We start from the raw sequence: 21,334 nt of genomic DNA on the forward strand, positions 1-21,334 counted from the left end.
GGATGATTGGGGTTGCTTGTGTACCGGGTATTCGAGGCGCTCGACGAACTTGTCGCGATTGTCGAAGAGGCACGCGGCGTACCGATGACCGCCGGCTGCGTGGTTCCACGCGGTGACGTCCTCGAACTGCTCGACGACGTGCGCGATGCGATTCCCGGTGAACTCGACGACGCCCAGGACGTCCTGGACCACAAGGACAAACTGGTGGGGGACGCGCGGTCCAACGCGGAGAAGACGATCTCCAGCGCCAACGCCGAGGCGAACTCCACCATCGAGAACGCGCGAGACGACGCCGACCGCATTCTGGCGGACGCGAAGGCGCAGGCCGACCGGATGGTCGCCGAGGCCCGCGCGCACGCCGAGCAGTTGGTCACCGACGCGCGCGCCGAGGCCGAGTCCTCGGTCGCGGAAGGCCAGCGCGAGTACGACGCACTCACGGGTCGAGCGCGGGCCGAGGCAGATCGCATGATCGAGTCGGGCAAGGCATCGTACGAGAGGTCCGTCGCGGAGGGCACGGCGGAGCAGGCGCGCCTCGTCTCGCAGACGGAGGTCGTCCAGGAGGCGCACGCCGAGTCGGCCCGGGTGATCGACTCCGCGCACGCCGAATCCGATCGTCTCCGCTCGGACTGCGATCTGTACGTCGACACGAAGCTCGCGGAATTCGAGGACTTCCTGAACGGCACCGTCCGGTCCGTCGGCCGAGGACGTCAGCAGTTGCGGACCGGTTCGGGTGTTCCCGACTACGCCTCGGACTACGACGTCGACGACCGCCGCGCCGAGCGTCGCCGCTGAGCGACGGTCGGGTCGGCGCACTCGATCGAATTTGGCTCCACCGCGCAGATTGCGTATCGTGGAGTGGTTGCCCTTTGTCGTTTCCCTTTTCTCGAAAGTGAAGTTTGTTGTCATCCCATCGCCACAGCTCATCGCGTTCCCGACGGGACGCGGACTTCGTGCTGGACACGGTCAAACTCGGCCGTCGTCCCGGTTCGATGCGCACCGTGGAACGGGTGGTGACGGCGCCACAGCGCATCGGTCTCGACCTGATCGCCATCGAGGAAGGATCGGAGATCGATCTCGATCTCCGGTTGGAGGCCGTATCCGAGGGGGTCCTGGTCACCGGTTCGTTGCGAGCCGACACCGTGGGGGAGTGCTCGAGATGTCTCGAGCCGTTCTCCGACACGGTGGACCTGAGTCTCACGGAGCTGTTCGCATACCCGGACAGCACAACGGAAGAGACCACGGAGGAGGGGGAGGTCTATCACGTCGTGGACGACGAGATCGACCTCGAACCCGTCGTGATCGATGCCGTCGGCCTCGCACTGCCATTGCAGCCGCTCTGCAGTGACGACTGCCAAGGATTGTGCCCAGAATGTGGCGTTCGCCTGGCGATTGCCGAATCTGGCCATGGGCATGACATACTTGATCCTCGCTGGGCTGGTCTTGCAGCCAAATTTGGCGTGGAATCAGAACCCAGCAAGAATCTTGTGAACACCGAAGCCGAGGAGAAGTAGAAGTGGCTGTCCCCAAGCGCAGAATGTCGCGATCCAACACGAGGTCGCGTCGCAGCCAGTGGAAGACCACTGTGCCTACTCTCGTCACCTGCCCCAACCGTGGCTGCGGCGAGAAGACGCTGCCCCACGTCGCGTGCCCGTCGTGTGGCACATACAAGGGCCGCCAGGTCACTGCCGCCGTCTAGTTCTCCGCGGAGAGGCGTTGTGACGAGCGACATCAGTAATACACCCGCCGGCGGCGAGGAGGATCATGCTTCCCTCCTCGCCGCCCTCGGCGTAGAAATCGAGCCTTCGCTGCTCACCTTGGCGTTGACGCACCGCTCGTATGCGTACGAGAACGGTGGTCTCCCCACCAACGAGCGTCTCGAATTTCTCGGTGACTCCGTGCTCGGACTCACCGTCACCGAGAAGCTCTACCTTGCGCATCCGGACAAGTCCGAGGGCGACCTCGCGAAGATCCGGGCGAGCATCGTCAACATGCACGCGCTCGCGGAGGTGGCCCGCAGTCTCGGTGAGGGCGGCCTCGGTGCCCATCTCCTGCTCGGTAAAGGCGAGGAGATGACCGGTGGCCGTGACAAGCCGAGCATCCTGGCCGACGGCATGGAGTCGATTCTCGGCGCCATCCACCTCGAGCACGGCATCGACACGGCGCGACGCGTCGTACTCGACCTCTTCAGCGAGCTCCTCCAGCGGGCCCCCCGTCTCGGTGCGGGTCTCGATTGGAAGACGAGTCTGCAGGAGTTGACCGCGGAGCGTGGCGTCGGCGTCCCGGCGTACGAGATCACCGCGACCGGCCCGGACCACGACAAGGAATTCACCGCCACCGTGATCGTCGGCGGCAAGCCCCTCGGCGTCGGTATCGGCCGCTCCAAGAAAGAGGCCGAGCAGAAGGCTGCGAGCACGGCGTGGAATGCGTTGTCCGACGCAGGCCCCGACGTAGCGGCCGACGACGTCAGTGCCTGAACTGCCCGAAGTCGAGGTGGTCCGGCGTGGACTCGAACGCCACATCGTGGGGGCGTCGATCGATTCCGTCGACATCCTGCATCCGCGGGCGATCCGGCGTCATCTGCCCGGCGCCGCCGACCTCGCCGGACAGCTCACCGGCGAACGCATCGCGAGCGCCGACCGTCGTGGAAAGTATCTGTGGCTGGTCCTCGAACCCAGCACGGTCGCTCTCGTGGTGCATCTCGGCATGAGTGGTCAAATGCTCGTGCAGCCACCGGAATTGCCGACCGAGAAGCATCTGCGCATCCGTGCCCGGCTCGATTCCGGTCTCGACCTCCGGTTCGTCGACCAGCGGACGTTCGGGGGCTGGGCGCTGGCACCGCTCGTCGACGTCGACGGCTCGCTCGTGCCGGACTCGGTGGCGCACATCGCCCGTGACCCACTGGATCCGCGGTTCGACCTCGCGGCGACCGTGAAGGTCGTGCGCGGCAAGCACACCGAGATCAAGCGTGCGCTTCTCGACCAGACCGTCGTCTCCGGCATCGGCAACATCTACGCGGACGAGGCGCTGTGGCGCGCACAGATCCACGGAAATCGGCTCACCGACAGGCTGAGTGGTCCCAAGGTCCGTGAACTGCTCACGGCCGCCCGGGAGGTCATGCGTGAGGCACTCACGCAGGGCGGCACGTCCTTCGACGCGCTCTACGTGAACGTCAACGGCGAGTCGGGCTATTTCGACCGTTCGCTGTCCGCCTACGGTCAGGAGGATCGCCCGTGCCCGCGGTGCGGCTCCGCGATCCGGCGGGAGAAATTCATGAACCGCTCGTCGTTCAGTTGCCCGAAGTGCCAGCCGGCACCACGGAGAAGCCCGGCGAAATCGTCTGTGTGAGCTCGGCGGTCACGGGCTCGTCGGCGAACTGTCCGTCGGTGTCGTGGCGTGGTGTCGCCTTGGCGTCAAAGTAGTCGCCGCCCTTGCGTTTCACGTCGTCGGTGCCCCATTCGCGGTGGCGGGGGACCGGTGCCATTCTCGGAATGTGCTTTCGGCAGTGGATGTATGCCTCCTCCACCTCCACCACCACCCAGCGTTCCGGGATCCGGCCGTTCGCGTGGTCCGCAGGCAGATCCGCGATGTCGGAGCGGAGGACCGGGTCTTCGACGATCCGGGCCGAACCGTTCACGTGCAGTCCGATGAGGTCCTGCACGAAGTCCACGAGAATGATTCCGACGTGCGGGTTTTCCCGGATGTTGCCGAGGCTCGCCATCACGCCGTTGCCGCGGTACTCCGGGTACGCGAGGGTCTTCGAGTCGATGACGTGCATGAATCCCGGTGTCCCGGCGCGCAGACTGTTGTCGCATTCGCCGGACGCGTCGGCGGTGGCGATGAAGGCGATCTCCTGGCGTCCGATGAACTCGATCATCGTCGGATTGAGATGGTCCAGCATCTGATCCGCGTAGAAATTGGCGGCACGATCCTCGGTCCCGTACTCGGACTGAAGTTGGCGCTCTCCCGCACTACCGATCTGGCCCATCTGCATTCCCCGCTACGTCTCGGCGTCATTGGTCGGTTCACCCTACGGCCCACCGGTTCCCTCCGCTGAGAATCCTCGTTCACAATTGCGCGGAAGCCACTGCCGCCCACCCACCTACCTGGTGGTGCGTCGATCGGTGGCAGGATTGAGCGCATGGCAGAACAGACTTCCGACACGACGGCGCCCACCTCACTGTGGGTCGAGCGAACGGGCACCCGGCGGTACACCGGCCGCAGCTCGCGCGGCGCCGAGGTCCTGATCGGCTCGGAGGGCGTGGAGGGCGTGTTCACCCCCGGGGAACTCCTGAAGATCGCACTCGCCGCGTGCAGCGGAATGAGCTCGGACTTCCCGCTGTCGCGGCGGCTGGGCGACAACTACGACGCCACCATCCGGGTGTCCGGTGCCGCGGACCGGGAGAACGAGGTGTACCCGCAGCTGGACGAGGTCATGGAGCTGGACCTCAGCGAACTCGACGCCGATGCGCAGGAGCGTCTGGTGGCGCTCGTGGAGCGGTCGGTGGACAAGGTCTGCACGGTCGGGCGGACGCTGAAGGCCGGGACGAAAGTGACGCTGACCGTCGAGAGAGAAGCATGATGCGGCGTGAGCTGGCCGCGCTCGCGGGCGGGACGGCGCTCTGCGCGGGTCTGCTCGTGGTCGCGCCCGCGGCCGCCGGGCCCGCGTTCTCGCCGCCCGGCGGCGCGTGCACCCCGTGGTCGGTGTCGGAGGTGGCGTCCGGGGCGGGGGTTCTCGAGAACCTGGCCTTCGACGGGGCGGGCACCATGCTGGTGTCGCGAACAGGCCTGGTCGGCGGCGGAGCCCTCGACGGCACCGTCACCCCGATCGTGCCCGAGGTCGAGTCGCCCGGCGGAATCGCCGTGGACGGCGCCGACGCGTACTTCGCCACGGGGAACTCCTTCGCCGCTGGGGTCACGGGCTCGGCGAACGGCACGGTCGACGTCGTGAACCTCGCCACGGGTGACAGACGAACCGTGGCCGAGGGGCTGGTCATGCCGAACGGGCTGGTCCGGCTGAGTAGCGGAGACATTCTCACCGCCCGGAATCTGGGTTCCGGGGCGGGGCTGACCCGCGTTCCAGCCGCGGATCCCCACACACCGGAGGTCGTGCGCACCGATCTGGGAACGGTCGACGGTCTCGCCGCGCACGACGGCAACGTCTACACGGTGACGACGTTCGACACGACCACCACGCTGCGCATCCTCCGCGAAGACGACCTGAGCGGTCCCGTCGTGTCGGTCGAACTGCCCGGCTCCGGGCCCCTCAACGCGGCCGACGATCTCACCGTCGGACCGGACGGCATCGTCTACGTCGCCTACAACGGCGGCGGCAAAGTGGTGCGGGTCGATCCCACGACGGGGGAGAGCTGCGCCCTCGCGTCCGGGCTGCCGCTGGTGTCGTCGGTGCGGTTCGGCGCCGGGCCGGGCTGGGATCCGGACGCGCTCTACGCCACCAGCTTCACCGGGAAGATCTACAAACTCGAACGGTCGTGACGGACATGGAGAGAATGACCGCGTGGGTGCACGGATTCGTGCAGGGTGTGGGATTCCGGTGGTGGACCCGCGCCCGCGCGCTGGAACTCGGCCTCGTCGGATACGCGGCCAACCAGAAGGACGGCCGCGTGCTCGTCATCGCCGAGGGGCCTCGCGACAAGCTGGAGACCCTCCTGACGCTGCTGCGGTCGGGAGACACGCCGGGCGCGGTGGATCTCGTCGTGGAGCAATGGGATTCCGCCCGCGGCGACCTCACCGGGTTCGTGGAACGGTGAACCGCAGGTAAAGTTCTCCGTCATGCATCTGAAGAGTCTGACGCTGAAGGGATTCAAATCCTTTGCGTCCGCAACGACTCTGCGATTCGAGCCGGGAATCACCTGTGTCGTGGGGCCCAACGGGTCGGGTAAGTCCAACGTCGTCGACGCGCTCACCTGGGTGATGGGCGAGCAGGGGGCGAAGGCGCTGCGCGGCGGCAAGATGGAAGACGTCATCTTCGCCGGCACCGCCGGGCGGGCGCCCCTCGGACGCGCCGAGGTCACGCTGACCATCGACAACTCCGACGGCGCCCTGCCGATCGACTACTCCGAGGTGTCGATCACCCGGCGCATGTTCCGCGACGGAGCCGGCGAATACGAGATCAACGGCAGCTCGTGCCGGCTGATGGACGTGCAGGAACTGCTCAGCGACTCCGGCATCGGCCGGGAGATGCACGTGATCGTCGGTCAGGGCCGCCTTGCCGCCATCCTCGAATCCCGTCCGGAGGACCGGCGCGCGTTCATCGAGGAAGCAGCCGGTGTCCTCAAGCACCGTAAACGCAAGGAAAAGGCGGTCCGCAAACTCGACGCGATGCAGGCCAACCTGGCGCGCCTGAACGACCTCACGGCGGAACTGCGGCGCCAGCTCAAACCACTCGGACGGCAGGCCGAGGTGGCACGCCGCGCCCAGACCGTGCAGGCCGACCTCCGCGACGCGAAGCTGCGGCTCGCCGCGGACGACCTGGTCACGCGACGCGAGGACCTGGCCAACCAGGCTCAGGACGAGAAGGTCGCGCGAGAGCAGCACGACCAGGTCACGGAGGCACTCGACGAAGCCAATCTCGAGCTGGGACGGCACGAACAGGAACTGTCGAGGCTCACACCGGGTGCGGAAGCGGCCGCGCAGACCTGGTTCCAGCTGTCGGCACTCGCCGAGCGCGTCAACGCGACCATCCGCATCGCCCGCGAGCGGGCGCGTCACCTCGACGCCGAGCCCTCCGCGAACCGCGGTCAGGATCCCGACGAGATGGAGGCCCGCGCCGACCGGATCGCCGCGGAGGAAATGGAGCTCGTCGAAGCCGTCGAGATGGCGCGCGCGGCGCTGGACGCGGCCAAGGAGCAGCTGGCACTGGGGGAGGAGACCGCCGCCGAGGCGGAACGAGCCCACATGGCAGCGGTCCGGGCGATCGCCGACCGCCGTGAAGGCCTGGCCCGGCTGTCCGGCCAGGTCGACACGCTGCGCACCCGCGCCGACTCCGTCGACGCCGAAGTGTCCCGGCTGACCGTCGCGATCGAGGAGGCCCGCCAGCGCGGCGACGCGGCACAGTCAGAGTTCGAGGTCGTCCAGGACGAGATCGGTGACCTCGACGCCGGCGAGCTCGGACTGGATTCCCACCACGAGCGTGCCGTCGAGGCACTGCGTCTGATCACCGAACGCGTCACCGAACTCCAGGCCGAGGAGCGCGCAGCCGGGCAGGAAGTGGCATCCCTGCGTGCCCGGATCGACGCACTGTCGATGGGCCTCGAACGCAAGGACGGCGCCGGCTGGCTCGTCGAGAATCGCGGCGAACACGGCATCCGCGGACCGATCGGTGGCCTCATCACCGTCGAGAAGGGGTACGAGGGCGCCGTCGCGGCCGCCATGGGCCCCGCCGCCGACGCTGTCGTCGCCGAATCCCTCGACGCCGCCCGCAGCGCGGTCGGTGCGCTGAAGGAGACGGACAGCGGTCGGGCGTCCCTGGTCATCGGAACCGATCTGGCGGCGCCGAACGGCGGACACCTGGACTCCGGCGCCCGGTGGGCCGTCGACGTCATCGACTGCCCCGCCGAACTGCGGACCGGACTCGCGGCGCTCCTGGGTGGAGTGGTCGTGGTCGATTCCCTCGACGACGCCGTCGAAACCGTCCGGCGCAGGCCCGACGTGCGCGCCGTCACCCGCGACGGAGATCTCCTCGGAGCGGGCTGGATGAGCGGCGGGTCGGACCGTCAGCCGAGCACCCTCGAGGTCCAGGCCGCCATCGACAACTCGGTGCAGGATCTCGCCCGCGCCGAACGTCGCGCCGAGGAACTGTCCGCGGCACTGTCCGGCGCGGTCGCGGAACAAGCCGACCGCCAGGAGAACGCCGAGCAGGCACTGGCCGCGCTGAACGAGTCCGACGCCGCGATGTCCGCCATCTACGAGCGCCTCGGCCGCCTCGGCCAGGCCGCGCGGGCCGCGCACGCCGAATCCGATCGGCTCATGGCGCAGCGCGACAAGGCCGAGAGCGGTCGCGAGGACACGCTGACCGCGCTCGTCGAACTCGAGGAACGGCTGCGCCTGGCGGAACAGGACGGGTCGTCCGCCGGCGCCGACACGGGCGGTTCCGACACGACGAGCATCGATCGTGAGATGGCGGCCGCCGCACTGGCCGAAGTGCGGGCCGTGGAAGTGGAAGCCCGGCTGTCCGTGCGCACGGCCGAGGAGCGCGCCGAGTCGGTGCGCGGCAAGGCCGACTCCCTGCGCCGCGCCGCACAGGTGGAACGCGACGCGCGCGCCCGCGCCGAACGCGCGATGAAGGCCCGCCAGAACGCGGCCGCCGTCGCGGCGGCGGTCGCCGAGTCGGGACAGCGGGTCGCCGAGCACCTCGGTGACGTCGTCGACGCCGCGATGGCGCACCGTGACGAACTCGCCCGGGCCCGCACCGAGCGGACGACCCAACTCGAACAGGTGAAGGAAAAGGTGCGTCAGCTGACCGGACAGCTGGCGTCGCTCACCGATGCCGTGCACCGCGACGAGGTGGCTCGCGCCCAGGCCGCGCTGCGCATCGAGCAGCTCGAGGAGGCGATCCTCGAACAGCACGGGATCGGCCTGGACGATCTGATCGCCGAATACGGCCCCGATGTCGCGCTGCCGCCGTCCGCACTCGAAATGGAGGAGTACGAGCAGGCGAAGGAGCGCGGCGAGCAGGTCACGATGCCCGCACCGATTCCGTACGACCGCGCCACGCAGGAACGTCGCGCGAAACGTGCCGAGAAGGACCTGGCGACGCTCGGCAAGGTCAACCCCCTGGCACTCGAGGAGTTCGCCGCACTCGAGGAGCGATACAACTTCCTCTCGACTCAACTCGAGGACGTGAAGACCGCCCGCAAGGATCTTCTCGGGGTGGTGGCCGACGTCGATGCCCGCATCCTGCAGGTGTTCACCGAGGCCTATTCGGACGTCGAACGCGAATTCGTGCAGGTGTTCGCGAAGCTGTTCCCCGGTGGTGAGGGCAGGCTGGTGCTCACCGATCCGTCGAACATGCTGACGACCGGCATCGAGGTGGAGGCCCGCCCGCCCGGCAAGAAGGTCAAGCGGCTGTCGCTGCTGTCCGGTGGCGAGAAGTCTTTGACGGCGGTGGCGATGCTCGTGGCGATCTTCCGGGCCAGGCCGTCCCCTTTCTATGTGATGGACGAGGTGGAGGCCGCGCTGGACGACACGAACCTGCGTCGTCTCATCGGGTTGTTCGAGCAGTTGCGGGAGAAGTCGCAGCTGATCGTCATCACCCACCAGAAGCCGACGATGGAGGTGGCCGACGCGCTCTACGGCGTCAGCATGCGCGGCGACGGCATCACCACCGTCATCTCGCAGCGGCTCCGTGGCCAGGACATGGCGGCCGCGGACGCGTGATTTCGACCCGCTCCGGGACGGCGCGGGCGGGAAGGCAGTGCGCGACGAAATCCGGAGCCTGAAACAATGGGCGGCGTGACTACCGGAGCTTGGATTGCCATCGCGGCCGCACTGGCCGTACTTCTCGTCGTTCTCGTCGTCGGGTCCCTGCTGTATCGGCGTCGCCGGATTTCCCTGAAGGCGCCGGACACCCCGCAGGTCACCACGGCGGAGAAGGACCGTTCGGGCAGTTACCGGGCGGACGGCGGGTTCAACTTCAGCCAGGGGTCGACGGCGACGGCACCGCCGCGTCCGCCTGCGCCCGAGCCGGTTCTGCCGAAACCGGCGCCCGAACCCGAGGTGGCTGCGCCCGAACCCGAGGTCGTCGCGCCCCCGGCGCCGGAAAAGGCCCCTGAGAAGGCCCCGGAGAAGCCGACGGCCCCGGCGGAGCCGGTCACGTACGAACCGGTCGTCTCGCCGGAGGTCGAAGCGGAACCCGAGGTCGCGCCCGCACCCGAACCCGAACCGGCTGCCGCAGTGCCGGTGCTCGACGTCATCGCCCCTACCGAAGGACGGCTCGACCGCCTGCGGGGGCGGCTGTCCCGTTCCCAGTCCGCGGTGGGCAAGAGCCTGCTCGGACTGCTCGGCGGTGGTGATCTCGACGAAGACTCCTGGGAAGAGGTGGAGGACACGCTCCTCATCGCCGACCTCGGCTCGGCGACCACCACGAAGATCGTCACGTCGCTGCGTGAGCAGATGGCATCGCGCAGCGTCCGCACCGAGGCCGATGCCCGCGCGCTGCTGCGTGAAGTCCTGGTCGCCGAACTCCGGCCGGAACTCGATCGCTCGATCCGTGCCCTGCCGCACGACGACCACCCGGCGGTCCTGCTGGTCGTCGGTGTGAACGGCACCGGCAAGACCACCACCACCGGCAAGCTCGCACGGGTGCTCGTGGCCGACGGCAGGCGCGTGCTGCTCGGTGCCGCCGACACGTTCCGTGCCGCCGCCGCGGACCAATTGCAGACGTGGGCCGAGCGAGTGGGCGCCGAGGTGGTGCGCGGGAAGGAAGCCGCAGATCCGGCGGCCGTCGCGTTCGACGCCGTGTCCAAGGGAATCGATACCGGCGTCGACGTCGTGCTGATCGATACCGCCGGCCGGCTCCACACGAAGACGGGACTGATGGACGAGCTCGGCAAGGTGAAGCGGGTCATCGAGAAGAAGGCTTCGGTCGACGACGTGCTCCTCGTCCTCGACGCGACCATCGGCCAGAACGGCCTCGCGCAGGCGCGGGTGTTCGCCGAGGTCGTCGACATCACCGGTGTGGTCCTCACCAAGCTCGACGGCACCGCCAAGGGCGGCATCGTGTTCCAGGTTCAGCACGAACTGGGGGTTCCCGTGAAGCTCGTCGGGCTCGGTGAGGGCGCCGACGATCTGGCGCCGTTCGAGCCGGGCGCCTTCGTCGACGCGTTGCTCGGCTGACGCAGCGATTCGGGGTCGTCGCGGGGTCCCGGACCGCTCCGGGGAGATGAAACCGACCGCAAATCGCCTGGCGAAACCTGGACGCAACAAAATAGGCCGATGCGTTCACGAGCGCGAAACAGTGCAGTGGCATAGCCGAAACACCAACTGAGCACCCTTCTTCTCAGGTCGTCAGCCGCTACCGGCTGGGCAGAGAAGGAGGAGGCTCAAGGTGGATTTCCCCACTATCGGTGCACCGGACACCGGGGACACAGCGTGGATGCTGACCAGCGCCGCGCTCGTGTTACTCATGACTCCGGGTCTTGCGTTCTTCTACGGCGGCATGGTGCGGGCCAAGAGCGTGCTGAACATGCTCATGATGAGCATCAGCGCGATGGGTGTCGTCGGCATCCTGTGGGTTCTCTACGGCTACTCCATGGCCTTCGGTGAGGACAAGGGAAACCTTGTCGGTGATCCGTTCCAGTACTTCGGACTCAAGGGACTGTTCGGCGGGTCCTACCTCGCCGAGACCGACGACGCAGGTTCGGTCATCGCCGATTCCGCGATCCCGCTCGTCGGCACCATCCCCGCGACGGTGTTCGTCGCGTTCCAGGCCATGTTCGCGATCATCACCGTCGCCCTCATTTCGGGTGCCGTGGCGGATCGCCTGCGCTTCGGGCCCTGGCTGCTGTTCGCCGGCCTCTGGGCGACGGTCGTGTACTTCCCCGTGGCGCACTGGGTGTTCGCCTTCGACGGTGTCACCGCCGAGACCGGTGGCTGGATCGCCAACAAGCTCGCCGCGGTCGACTTCGCGGGTGGTACCGCCGTCCACATCAACGCCGGCGCCGCCGGCCTCGTCCTCGCGATCATTCTCGGCAAGCGCAAGGGATGGCCGGGAACCCCGTTCCGCCCGCACAACCTGCCCTTCGTGATGCTCGGCGCCGGCCTCCTCTGGTTCGGCTGGTTCGGTTTCAACGCCGGTTCGGCTGTCGGGTCCAACGGCATCGCCGGAGCAACCTTCATCACCACCGTCATCGGAACGTGCGCGGCCATGCTCGCCTGGCTCCTGGTCGAGCGGATTCGCGACGGCCACGCCACCACACTCGGCGCGGCGTCCGGAATCGTGGCCGGCCTGGTTGCCATCACGCCTTCCTGCTCCTCGGTGAACGTCCTCGGCGCACTCGCCATCGGCGTCGTGGCGGGCGCACTCTGCGCGCTCGCGGTCGGACTCAAGTTCCGCTTCGGATTCGACGACTCGCTCGATGTCGTCGGTGTCCACCTCGTCGGCGGCATCGTCGGAACGCTGATGGTGGGCCTGGTCGCAACGGCTGAGGCGCCCGCGGGTGTTGTCGGACTGTTCTATGGTGGAGGCCTCGACCAACTCTGGCGTCAGGCAGTGGGCGCCGGAGCAGTACTGCTTTACTCGCTCGTCGGTACAGCCGTCGTCGCGTTGATCGTGAAGTTCACGATCGGTCTGCGGCTCAGCGACGAGGGTGAATCACTTGGAGTGGACGAGTCGGAACACGCAGAAACTGGCTACGATTTCGCCGCTCTCGGCGGAAACTCGGCAACTGCTCGTGTATCCGGCAAGGAGGGATGAGGAAATGAAGCTGATCACAGCAATTGTCAAGCCGTTCACTCTGGAGGACGTGAAGACGGGCCTCGAGCAGGCGGGCGTCCTCGGGATGACCGTCAGCGAGGTTCAAGGGTACGGCCGGCAGAAGGGCCACACCGAAGTCTACCGAGGTGCCGAGTACTCGGTCGATTTCGTTCCGAAGGTCCGAGTCGAGGTCGTCGTGGACGACGCTGCTGTGGACAAGGTCGTCGAGGTGATCGTCGAGGCGGCACGCACCGGCAAGATCGGTGACGGCAAGGTCTGGGTCTCACCGGTCGAGTCGGTGATCCGGGTGCGTACCGGGGAACGCGGCGCGGATGCGCTCTGACCCCAACGGGTCCGGTAAGACCGGCCCTGGTCCCGTCGCCAAGGCGACGGAACCAGGGCCGGTTGCGTCAGGCGGATCGGACCAAGCAGCGGACCTGGCCCGCGCACGCAGGCAACTGCTCACCGGTGGCTCCGAGACCGGCCCCGGCGCAAGGAATCCCGCAGGTCACGGGCGTCGACTCGACGCCGCCGCGCTCCGTCATGCGCTCGTCGACCTGCACGAGTTCTGGTTGACGACAAAGGGTGCAGAGCTGGGCATCAAGCCCGACAGCGGTTTCGCGCTCGTCGCGGTCGGTGGGCTCGGTCGCCGGGAACTCCTGCCGTACTCGGATCTCGACCTCCTTCTGCTTCACGACGACATGGATCCGGCGGTCGTCTCGCAGGTGGCCGACCAGCTCTGGTATCCGTTGTGGGACGCGCACATCAAGCTCGACCACAGCGTCCGCACCATCCCTCAGGCCCTGCAGGTGGCGGACACGGACATCACCGCGGCGCTGGGAATGCTCGAGGCCCGTCACATCGTCGGTGACGTCGAGCTGACCAATCTGCTCATCAGCGGGGTGCGCCGGCAGTGGCGCACCGACATCCGCAACCGTTTCGACGGCCTCATCGAGCAGACCCGGTCGCGCTGGGAACGCAGCGGCGAGATCGCCCACCGCGCAGAGCCCGACCTGAAGAGCGGTCGCGGTGGACTGCGGGACGTACAGTTGCTCAACGCGCTGTCCATCGCGCAGCTCACCGACGGCATGCCCGGGCTCGGTCCCGAGTCGCCCGGCGGGGGACTGGCACTCGCACATCGCCGGCTCCTCGACGTCCGCACCGAACTGCACCGGGTCGCAGGCCGCTCCCGGGATCAGTTGCGAGCGCAGGACGCCGACGAGATCGGCGCCGCACTGCGGATCGGCGATCGATTCGACCTCGCGCGCATGCTCAGCGACGCCGCGCGCACCATCAGCTATTCCGTCGAGGTCGGTGTGCGGACGGCCGGACACGCCCTGCCGCGGCGCGGTCTGGCGCGGTTGCGCCGACCACCGGTGCGACGGCCCCTCGACGAGGGTGTCGTCGAGCACGCCGGGGAAGTGGTGCTGGCGCGCGACGCCCGGCCGGCGAAGGACCCCGGCCTCGTGCTGCGGGTCGCGTCGGCGTCGGCGACGACGGGGATGCCGATGTCGGCGTCCACTCTGAATCGCTTGGCCGACAACGCCCCCGAGCTGCGCGAGCCGTGGCCGAAGGAGGCGCTGAACGATCTGCTGGTGATGCTCGGCTCGGGTAGCCGTGCCGTCGCGGCGATCGAGGCTCTCGATCGGACCGGGCTGTGGGGCAGGCTTCTTCCCGAGTGGGGCGCCGTCCGGGATCTGCCGCCGCGGGACGCGGTGCACACGTGGACCGTGGATCGTCATCTCGTCGAGACCGCCGCCTACGCCAGTGGGTTCACCACCCGCGTCGCGCGCCCGGACCTGCTGATGCTCGGTGCGTTGCTGCACGACATCGGCAAGGGCCGCGGCGGCGACCACAGTGTGGTCGGCGCGGAACTGGCCACCCAGATCGGTAAGCGTCTCGGATTGTGGCCTTCGGACGTCGCGCTGCTGACGGCGATCGTGCGCCACCATCTGCTGCTGCCGCACACCGCGACTAGGCGTGACCTCGACGATCCCGAGACGGTCGAGAAGGTCGTCGAGGCACTCGGCGGTGACGGCGTTCTGCTGGAGTTGCTGCACGCGCTGGCGGAGGCGGATTCACTGGCGACGGGTCCCGGTGTGTGGGGCGACTGGAAGTCCTCGCTGATCGGGGAACTCGTGCGGCGCTGCCGCATGGTCATGGCGGGCGAGGTTCTTCCCGCACCCGATCCGCTCGATCCGGAACACGTCGCGCTTGCGGCGTCGGGTGGCGTGCACGTCGCGCTGGTCCCCGCCGACAGTCCCCACACGTACGTGGTGACGGGCATCGCCCCCGACCAGCGTGGTCTGCTGTCGAAAGCGGCAGGTGTGCTCGCGCTTCATTCGCTGCGGGTCCACTCCGCGTCGCTGGGCAGTGCCGAGGGGTCGGCTGTCAATTCATTCGTCGTGTCTCCGAGATTCGGGGCGCCGCCGCAGGCGGGTCTGCTGCGGCAGGAGCTGATCCGCGCGCTGGCGGGAGAGCTGAATCTGCTGGAGATGCTCACGGCCAAGGAAGAGGAGGCTCGCGAGAGCCAGCGCGTGGCCGCCGTGGAGGAACGGGGCGAAGCCGCGGTTCCGGTGCAGTACGCGCAGGCGCCGCCGCGGGTCATCTGGTTCGACACCGCGGCGCCCGGCGAGGTCATCCTCGAGCTCAGGGCCGAGGATCGGCTGGGGCTGCTGTCCAGGCTGGCCGACGCGTTCGACACGTGCGGGGCCGACGTCCGCTGGGCGCGGGTGACCACCCTGGGTTCGTCGGTGATCGACTCGTTCTGCCTCGATCTCGGCGGCGGGGACACCCGGGCGAGCCGGGAACAGGTCGAGAGCGCGATCCTCGGCGTCGTTCCGCTGACGAAGCCGAAGAAGCAGGAGGGCAGCGGGGGAGAATGAACGGCAGGACGTGAGCGGCTAGGCTGGTGCCCGAGAATATCCACCGCACACTCGTATGACTTCAGGAGCGCACTCGGTGTTCGAATCCCTTTCCGACAGGTTGACCGGAACCCTCAAGGATCTGCGTGGCAAGGGTCGCCTTTCCGGAGCCGACATCGATGCCACCTGCCGTGAGATCCGGTTGGCCCTGCTCGAGGCAGACGTCGCGCTGCCCGTCGTCCGCGCGTTCATCGCCAAGATCAAGGAACGCGCCAAGGGTGTCGAGGTGTCGGCAGCGCTGAACCCGGCGCAGCAGGTCGTCAAGATCGTCAACGAGGAACTCGTCGGGATCCTCGGTGGCGAGACCCGCCGTCTGGTGTTCGCCAAGACGCCGCCGACGGTCATCATGCTCGCCGGTCTGCAGGGTTCCGGTAAGACGACGCTCGCCGGCAAGCTCGCGAAGTGGCTGCGCGACCAGGGGCACACCCCGCTGCTCGTCGCCTGCGACCTGCAGCGTCCCGGCGCCGTCACCCAGCTGCAGATCGTCGGCGAGAGGGCGGGCGCCACGGTGTTCGCTCCGCACCCCGGCACGTCCATCGGCGGCGGCGACAACGAGCTGGGCATCACCGCGGCCGACCCGATCGAGGTGGCCCGGGCAGGTGTCGAGGAAGCCCGCAACAAGCAGTTCGACGTGGTCATCGTCGACACCGCGGGCCGCCTGGGTATCGACGCCGACCTGATGGCGCAGGCGGCGGGTATCCGCGACGCCGTGAACCCGGACGAGACGATCTTCGTTCTCGACGCGATGATCGGTCAGGACGCGGTCAGCACGGCCGAGGCGTTCCGTGAGGGTGTCGGATTCACCGGTGTCGTGCTCACGAAGCTCGACGGCGATGCCCGCGGTGGTGCGGCGCTCAGCGTCCGCGAGGTCACCGGGCAGCCCATCCTGTTCGCGTCCACGGGTGAGAAGCTCGAGGACTTCGACGTCTTCCACCCCGATCGCATGGCCAGCCGCATCCTCGGCATGGGTGACGTCCTCAGCCTGATCGAGGCGGCCGAGCAGCACTTCGACGCCGAGCAGGCCGAGGCCACCGCACAGAAGATCGGCTCGGGCCAGCTCACGCTGGAGGACTTCCTCGAGCAGATGATGGCCGTCCGCAAGATGGGCCCCATCGGCAACCTCCTGGGCATGCTCCCGGGTGCGGGACAGATGAAGGACGCTCTCGCGAACGTCGACGAGAAGCAGCTCGACCGGGTGCAGGCCATCATCCGAGGCATGACCCCCGCCGAGCGCGACGATCCCAAGATCATCAACGCCTCCCGCAGGCTGCGGATCGCCAACGGTTCGGGCGTCAAGGTCTCCGACGTCAACCAGCTCGTCGACCGTTTCTTCGAGGCCCGCAAGATGATGGCCGCGATGGCCGGGCGGATGGGCATGCCCGGTTCACGGAAGCAGCAGCGCAGCAAGAAGGGCAAGAAGGGCAAGAAGGGTGGCAAGGGACCGACGCCGCCGAAGGTGCGCGGAGGATTCCCCGGCGGCCTGCCCGGTGGGTTCCCGGGAATGCCGCCCGGCGGTCTTCCCGCGGGGATGCCGGATTTGTCGAACATGCCGAAGGGCCTGGACGAATTGCCGCCCGGACTCGAGGGCATCGACCTGTCCCAGCTGAAGCTGCCCAAGAAGTAGCCGATGGCTGCACTGCACTTCCGGGGGACCGGTCTGCCCGACGAACAGCCGGTCGAGTTCTGGGTCGACGGCGGTGTGATCTCGACGGAACCGGTTCCCGGCGCCGAGACCGTCTGCGAATCGGGATGGATCGTGCCCGGTCTCGTCGACGCTCACTGCCACGTCGGCATCCGGTTCGGCGGTGGGGGCGGCGAGAGCGTCGAAGGGTTGATCGCGCAGGCGGAGACCGAGCGCGACTGTGGGGTCCTGCTGATCCGTGACGCGGGTTCGCCGGTCGACACCCGGTTCGTCGACAACCGCCCCGACCTGCCGAGGATCATCCGCGCCGGGCAGCACATCGCCGCGCCCAAGCGGTACATCCGCGGACTCCCGGTCGATCTGGAGGATGAGTCGCAACTGCCGGACGAGGTGGTGCGCCAGGCCCGGGCCGGCGACGGATGGGTCAAGCTCGTCGGCGACTGGATCGACCGCTCCGCGGGCGACCTGGCGCCCTTGTGGAGCGACGACATCCTCGTCGAGGCGATCGCGGCCGCGCACCGCGAAGGGGCTCGTGTCACCGCGCACGTCTTCGCCGAGGATGCGCTTCCGGGCCTGATCAACGCCGGAATCGACTGCATCGAGCACGGCACCGGGCTCACCGACGAGACGATCGAGCTGATGGTCTCGCACGGAACCGCCCTCGTCCCGACGTTGATCAACATCGCGACGTTCCCGGACATCGCCGAGTCAGCTTCGCGGTTCCCGCTCTACGCCGCGCACATGCGTGACCTGCACTCGCGGGTGAAGGACACCATCGGTGCCGCGCACGACGCGGGGATCCCGATCTACGCCGGCACCGACGCCGGCGGATCGATCGTCCACGGCCGCATCGCCGACGAGGTCGAGGAACTGAAGGCGGTCGGACTGACCCCGTCCGAGGCGCTCGGCGCCGCATGCTGGGACGCGCGCGTGTGGCTCGGACATCCGGGAGTGGAAGCGGGTGCGCCCGCGGATCTGCTGGTCTTCCGGAACGACCCGCGCGCGAGCAGCGACGCCCTTGCCGCGCCCGATGTCGTGGTGCTGCGGGGCACCGTCGTCAAGACCCGATGACCTGGTTTCCCCCTGACGGTGTTCGTCTGGCAGAATGAACCGCTGTTCGTCGCATCCGGTCACGCACCGCGCGGCGGTCACAGGTTAGAGGCAAAACCGGGCGCGCTATTCCTGCGCGTCGCCGAATTGCACGTGACACGTGGGCACACTCGTGTGCGCACTGAAGGAGAAGTACAGCAGTGGCTGTCAAGATCAAGCTCACCCGGCTCGGCAAGATCCGGAACCCGCAGTACCGCATCGTCGTCGCCGACTCCCGCACCCGCCGCAACGGCCGTGCGATCGAGACCATCGGCAAGTACCACCCCAAGGAAGAGCCCTCGCTGATCGAGGTCGATTCCGAGCGCGCTCAGTACTGGCTCGGCGTCGGCGCCCAGCCCACCGAGCCCGTCGAGGCCATCCTCAAGATCACCGGTGACTGGCAGAAGTTCAAGGGCCTGCCGGGCGCCGAGGGCACCCTCCGCGTCAAGGAAGCCAAGCCCTCCAAGCTGGAGCTGTTCCAGGCTGCGCTCGCGCAGGCCGAGAACGAGCCCGTCGGCGAGGCCATCACACCCAAGAAGAAGAAGGCGAAGGCCGAGGACGCCGAGGCTGCTGCCGACGCTCCTGCAGAGTCCGAGGCTGCTGACAAGTGAGTGCCGTCGTCGCCGATGCCGTGGAGCACCTCGTTCGTGGCATCGTCGCCAACCCCGACGACGTTCGTGTCGAGCTGATCACCGGGCGTCGGGGGCGCACTGTCGAGGTGCACGTCAACCCTGACGATCTCGGCAAGGTCATCGGTCGCGGTGGCCGCACCGCGACCGCTCTGCGGACGCTGGTCTCCGGTATCGGTGGCCGCGGGATCCGTGTCGACGTCGTCGACACCGATCAGTAGAGGCCTTACAGCAGTGGAGCTCGTCGTCGGCCGTGTCGCCAAGTCGCACGGCATCAAGGGTGAGGTCGTGGTCGAGGTTCGCACCGACGAACCCGAGGATCGATTCGCCGTCGGTGCCGTGCTGCGGGGACACAAGCCGCGCGAGCAGACTGTGAGCACATACACGGTGGAAGCCGCCCGGGACCATTCCGGGCGGCTTCTGCTGCGCCTCGAAGGAGTGTCGGACCGCACCGCGGCGGATGCCCTGCGGGGCACGCTGTTCGTCATCGACAGCGCCGAACTCGAGCCGTCCGACGACCCTGACGAATTCTACGATCACGAACTCGAGGGACTGTCGGTGCGCCTCGCGGACGGTACCGAGGTGGGAACCGTCATCGAGGTATTGCATTCCGCGGCAGGCGAATTGCTCTCGATCCGCCGGGCCGGCGAACAGTCCGGCGAACTTCTCGTCCCGTTCGTGGCCGCGATCGTCACGTCGGTGTCCGTCGCCGACGGCGTCGTCGAGATCGATCCGCCGGAAGGTTTGCTCGATCCCGACTTCGGTGAATCCGCCGACGGGAAGTGAGTCGGTAGCCATGCGTCTCGACGTGGTCACCATCTTCCCCGAGTACCTCGAACCGCTTCGAGCGGCGTTGCTCGGCAAGGCCATCGACAAGGGCCTCATCTCCGTCGACGTGCACGATCTGCGGGACTGGACGCACGACGTCCACAAGGCCGTCGACGATTCTCCGTACGGCGGCGGGCCGGGGATGGTCATGAAACCCACCGTGTGGGGGCCCGCGCTGGACGATGTCCTCGCCGCGGGCGACGGCGATTCGGACACGCTGCTGGTCGTCCCCACACCCGCCGGTGTTCCTTTCACGCAGGCCACCGCCGAGCGCTGGGCGGGGGAGAAGCACATCGTCTTCGCCTGCGGACGTTACGAAGGCATCGATCAGCGCGTGTTCGACGACGCCGCCCGCCGGGTGCGCGTCGAAGAGGTGAGCATCGGCGACTACGTCCTCATCGGGGGCGAGGCGGCCGTGCTGGTGATGACCGAGGCGTTCGTGCGCCTGATCCCCGGAGTGCTCGGCAATCAGCAGTCGCACCAAGAGGATTCGTTTTCCGACGGCCTCCTCGAAGGACCCAGCTACACGCGGCCGGCGACGTGGCGCGGACTCGACGTCCCGCCCGTCCTGCTGTCGGGTGATCACGCGAAGGTGGCTGCGTGGCGACACGAGCAGTCGCTGCAACGCACGGCCGAACGCCGTCCGGACCTGTTGCCCTGAACCGATTTCCGGTCCTCCCCGGGCGCTAGCCCTGGGGACGTGCCCAGTCGTCGACGACACCGGTGGGGAACAGGGACTTCACGAATCCGGTCATCGTGTCCCGTGCATGCCGGGCGCTGGAATCCTCGGTGACATCCGTGGTCGCGGTGTCCGGGTACGACTCCTCGTCGTCCTCGTACCGGATGCCCTCGCGGGACGCGACGGCCACGATGTAGCGGTTGTCGTCACCGATCAGGCCCGTCGACACGTGGATCCACCGATCGCCCACACAGCACATCCAACCCTGCTTCACCCCGACGACGTTCTCGCCGGGCAACCCGTCGGGGATGCCGAACCGCTGGTCGTAACCGTCGATGCCCTCGGGCGTCGACGAGCGCAGGTAGTCGACGAACTCGGCGATGCGACCCGGGCCCAGGCCGTCACGGTCGTCGAGAAGCCCGGCATAGAACGTCACGAGGTCGGCGGCGGTCGTCTCGGTGTTCCACCACAACCCGTCCCAGGGCGGTGTGGTCGCGGCGAGTCCGTACCGCCCGGCGACGTCGACGACGACGTCCGAGCCGCCCAGATCGTCCCAGAGAGTGTTGGCCGCGTCGTCGTCGGACGCCTCGAGCATCCGCTTCAGGAGGAGGCGGTCGTAGTCGGACAGTGTCCGCTCACCAAGCGCGTCGAGGTGGTACATCTGGGCGGCGATGAACAGCTTGGCCAACGACGCCGTTTCGACCGGTTCGGCGGCGGCGCCCTCCAGATAGCTGCCGGCGGCGCGGTCCAGAACGGCGATAGACACGTCGGCGCCGCGCTCGGTGGCCGCCGTCGCGACCGCCGCCGAGATGCGTTCGGCGAGGGGTGCGGTGACGGGGACTCGCGCGGACGGGAACGGCTCGGGGCTCACGGTCACGCCGTCACCCGCCGCCGGTTCGTCGGCCGGGAGGAGGTCGGGGGTCGCGACGGCGGGTGACGTCGCCGGGATGTCGACCACGGAGTTCGTCTCGGTCGGGATGGTGCAGGCCGGCGGCGCAGCCAGCAGGAAGACCAGGACCGTCAGGCAACGGATCAGCCTGGACATGAAATTCTCCCGAGATTTCCGTGACGGCCTCACCGCCGACGATATTGTCTCAGGGTAGCGGTAGG

21 protein-coding genes are annotated in these 21,334 nt (G+C 68.1%); 19 read left to right on the top strand and 2 right to left on the bottom strand.

Features of this window, described 5'->3' with window-relative positions:
• Positions 1 to 18: 18 nt before the first annotated feature.
• The 5 genes from FND50_RS15135 (at position 19) to mutM (ending at position 3,345) form a co-directional block, all read left to right on the top strand.
• Positions 19 to 792 carry a DivIVA domain-containing protein gene (locus tag FND50_RS15135; protein ID WP_005566190.1) on the top strand — a complete coding sequence of 258 codons (774 nt, stop codon included), beginning with the start codon at positions 19 to 21 and terminating at the stop codon, positions 790 to 792.
• 158 nt (positions 793 to 950) lie between these two features.
• On the top strand, positions 951 to 1,511 hold the full coding sequence (locus tag FND50_RS15140; RefSeq protein ID WP_144286252.1) for a DUF177 domain-containing protein: 561 nt from the start codon (positions 951 to 953) through the stop codon (positions 1,509 to 1,511).
• Positions 1,512 to 1,513: 2 nt separating this feature from the next.
• Positions 1,514 to 1,696: a 50S ribosomal protein L32 gene (rpmF, locus tag FND50_RS15145; RefSeq protein ID WP_005240446.1), complete on the top strand. Its 183-nt coding sequence runs from the start codon at positions 1,514 to 1,516 to the stop codon at positions 1,694 to 1,696.
• A 19-nt stretch (positions 1,697 to 1,715) separates the two neighbouring features.
• Positions 1,716 to 2,474 carry a ribonuclease III gene (gene rnc, locus FND50_RS15150; RefSeq protein ID WP_144286253.1) on the top strand — a complete coding sequence of 253 codons (759 nt, stop codon included), beginning with the start codon at positions 1,716 to 1,718 and terminating at the stop codon, positions 2,472 to 2,474.
• Positions 2,467 to 3,345 (top strand): bifunctional DNA-formamidopyrimidine glycosylase/DNA-(apurinic or apyrimidinic site) lyase, encoded by an 879-nt coding sequence (gene mutM, locus FND50_RS15155; protein WP_144286254.1) that lies wholly within the window; start codon positions 2,467 to 2,469, stop codon positions 3,343 to 3,345. The genes rnc and mutM overlap by 8 nt, the downstream gene beginning before the upstream one ends.
• On the opposite strand, the gene FND50_RS15160 is transcribed toward mutM, so the two are convergent.
• A complete protein-coding gene (locus FND50_RS15160) occupies positions 3,287 to 3,991 on the bottom strand; it encodes a pyridoxamine 5'-phosphate oxidase family protein (protein ID WP_144286255.1) in 705 nt (234 codons plus the stop codon). The two genes, mutM and FND50_RS15160, sit on opposite strands and share 59 nt — an antisense overlap.
• Before the next feature lie 147 nt (positions 3,992 to 4,138).
• On the opposite strand from FND50_RS15160, the gene FND50_RS15165 reads away from it, so the two are divergent.
• The 14 genes from FND50_RS15165 (at position 4,139) to trmD (ending at position 20,206) form a co-directional block, all read left to right on the top strand.
• Positions 4,139 to 4,579, top strand: coding sequence for an OsmC family protein (locus tag FND50_RS15165; protein WP_005240454.1), 441 nt, complete (start codon positions 4,139 to 4,141; stop codon positions 4,577 to 4,579).
• Positions 4,579 to 5,493, top strand: a complete 915-nt coding sequence (locus tag FND50_RS15170) for a hypothetical protein (protein WP_144289063.1) — start codon at positions 4,579 to 4,581, stop codon at positions 5,491 to 5,493. Before FND50_RS15165 ends, FND50_RS15170 begins: the two co-directional genes overlap by 1 nt.
• Before the next feature lie 14 nt (positions 5,494 to 5,507).
• On the top strand, positions 5,508 to 5,768 hold the full coding sequence (locus tag FND50_RS15175; RefSeq protein ID WP_005259398.1) for an acylphosphatase: 261 nt from the start codon (positions 5,508 to 5,510) through the stop codon (positions 5,766 to 5,768).
• 22 nt (positions 5,769 to 5,790) lie between these two features.
• Complete coding sequence (smc, locus tag FND50_RS15180; protein WP_144286256.1) at positions 5,791 to 9,396, top strand: chromosome segregation protein SMC; 3,606 nt, start codon at positions 5,791 to 5,793, stop codon at positions 9,394 to 9,396.
• Between the two features lie 66 nt (positions 9,397 to 9,462).
• Positions 9,463 to 10,854, top strand: a complete 1,392-nt coding sequence (gene ftsY / locus FND50_RS15185) for a signal recognition particle-docking protein FtsY (protein ID WP_144286257.1) — start codon at positions 9,463 to 9,465, stop codon at positions 10,852 to 10,854.
• Positions 10,855 to 11,113: 259 nt separating this feature from the next.
• A complete protein-coding gene (locus tag FND50_RS15190; protein ID WP_210752954.1) occupies positions 11,114 to 12,433 on the top strand; it encodes an ammonium transporter in 1,320 nt (439 codons plus the stop codon).
• Between the two features lie 4 nt (positions 12,434 to 12,437).
• The gene (locus tag FND50_RS15195; RefSeq protein ID WP_005240467.1) at positions 12,438 to 12,776 is read left to right on the top strand and encodes a P-II family nitrogen regulator; all 339 of its coding nucleotides are present in this window, start codon (positions 12,438 to 12,440) and stop codon (positions 12,774 to 12,776) included.
• Positions 12,766 to 15,318: a [protein-PII] uridylyltransferase gene (locus FND50_RS15200; protein WP_144286258.1), complete on the top strand. Its 2,553-nt coding sequence runs from the start codon at positions 12,766 to 12,768 to the stop codon at positions 15,316 to 15,318. The genes FND50_RS15195 and FND50_RS15200 overlap by 11 nt, the downstream gene beginning before the upstream one ends.
• A gap of 76 nt (positions 15,319 to 15,394) precedes the next feature.
• Positions 15,395 to 16,981: a signal recognition particle protein gene (gene ffh, locus FND50_RS15205; RefSeq protein ID WP_005564859.1), complete on the top strand. Its 1,587-nt coding sequence runs from the start codon at positions 15,395 to 15,397 to the stop codon at positions 16,979 to 16,981.
• 3 nt (positions 16,982 to 16,984) lie between these two features.
• On the top strand, positions 16,985 to 18,070 hold the full coding sequence (locus FND50_RS15210; protein ID WP_144286259.1) for an amidohydrolase family protein: 1,086 nt from the start codon (positions 16,985 to 16,987) through the stop codon (positions 18,068 to 18,070).
• A 179-nt stretch (positions 18,071 to 18,249) separates the two neighbouring features.
• Positions 18,250 to 18,699 carry a 30S ribosomal protein S16 gene (rpsP, locus tag FND50_RS15215; protein ID WP_144286260.1) on the top strand — a complete coding sequence of 150 codons (450 nt, stop codon included), beginning with the start codon at positions 18,250 to 18,252 and terminating at the stop codon, positions 18,697 to 18,699.
• Positions 18,696 to 18,938 (top strand): RNA-binding protein, encoded by a 243-nt coding sequence (locus FND50_RS15220; protein WP_005240479.1) that lies wholly within the window; start codon positions 18,696 to 18,698, stop codon positions 18,936 to 18,938. Before rpsP ends, FND50_RS15220 begins: the two co-directional genes overlap by 4 nt.
• A gap of 13 nt (positions 18,939 to 18,951) precedes the next feature.
• Positions 18,952 to 19,503 (top strand): ribosome maturation factor RimM, encoded by a 552-nt coding sequence (gene rimM, locus FND50_RS15225; protein WP_005564862.1) that lies wholly within the window; start codon positions 18,952 to 18,954, stop codon positions 19,501 to 19,503.
• Positions 19,504 to 19,513: 10 nt separating this feature from the next.
• Entirely contained in the window at positions 19,514 to 20,206 is a 693-nt protein-coding gene (gene trmD / locus FND50_RS15230) for a tRNA (guanosine(37)-N1)-methyltransferase TrmD (protein WP_005259386.1), read from the top strand.
• 25 nt (positions 20,207 to 20,231) lie between these two features.
• On the opposite strand, the gene FND50_RS15235 is transcribed toward trmD, so the two are convergent.
• The gene (locus FND50_RS15235) at positions 20,232 to 21,269 is read right to left on the bottom strand and encodes a serine hydrolase (RefSeq protein WP_186301288.1); all 1,038 of its coding nucleotides are present in this window, start codon (positions 21,267 to 21,269) and stop codon (positions 20,232 to 20,234) included.
• Positions 21,270 to 21,334 lie beyond the last annotated feature (65 nt).

Source organism: Rhodococcus sp. WB9 (genome assembly GCF_007558985.1).
Classification (GTDB): Bacteria; Actinomycetota; Actinomycetes; order Mycobacteriales; family Mycobacteriaceae; genus Rhodococcus_F; species Rhodococcus_F opacus.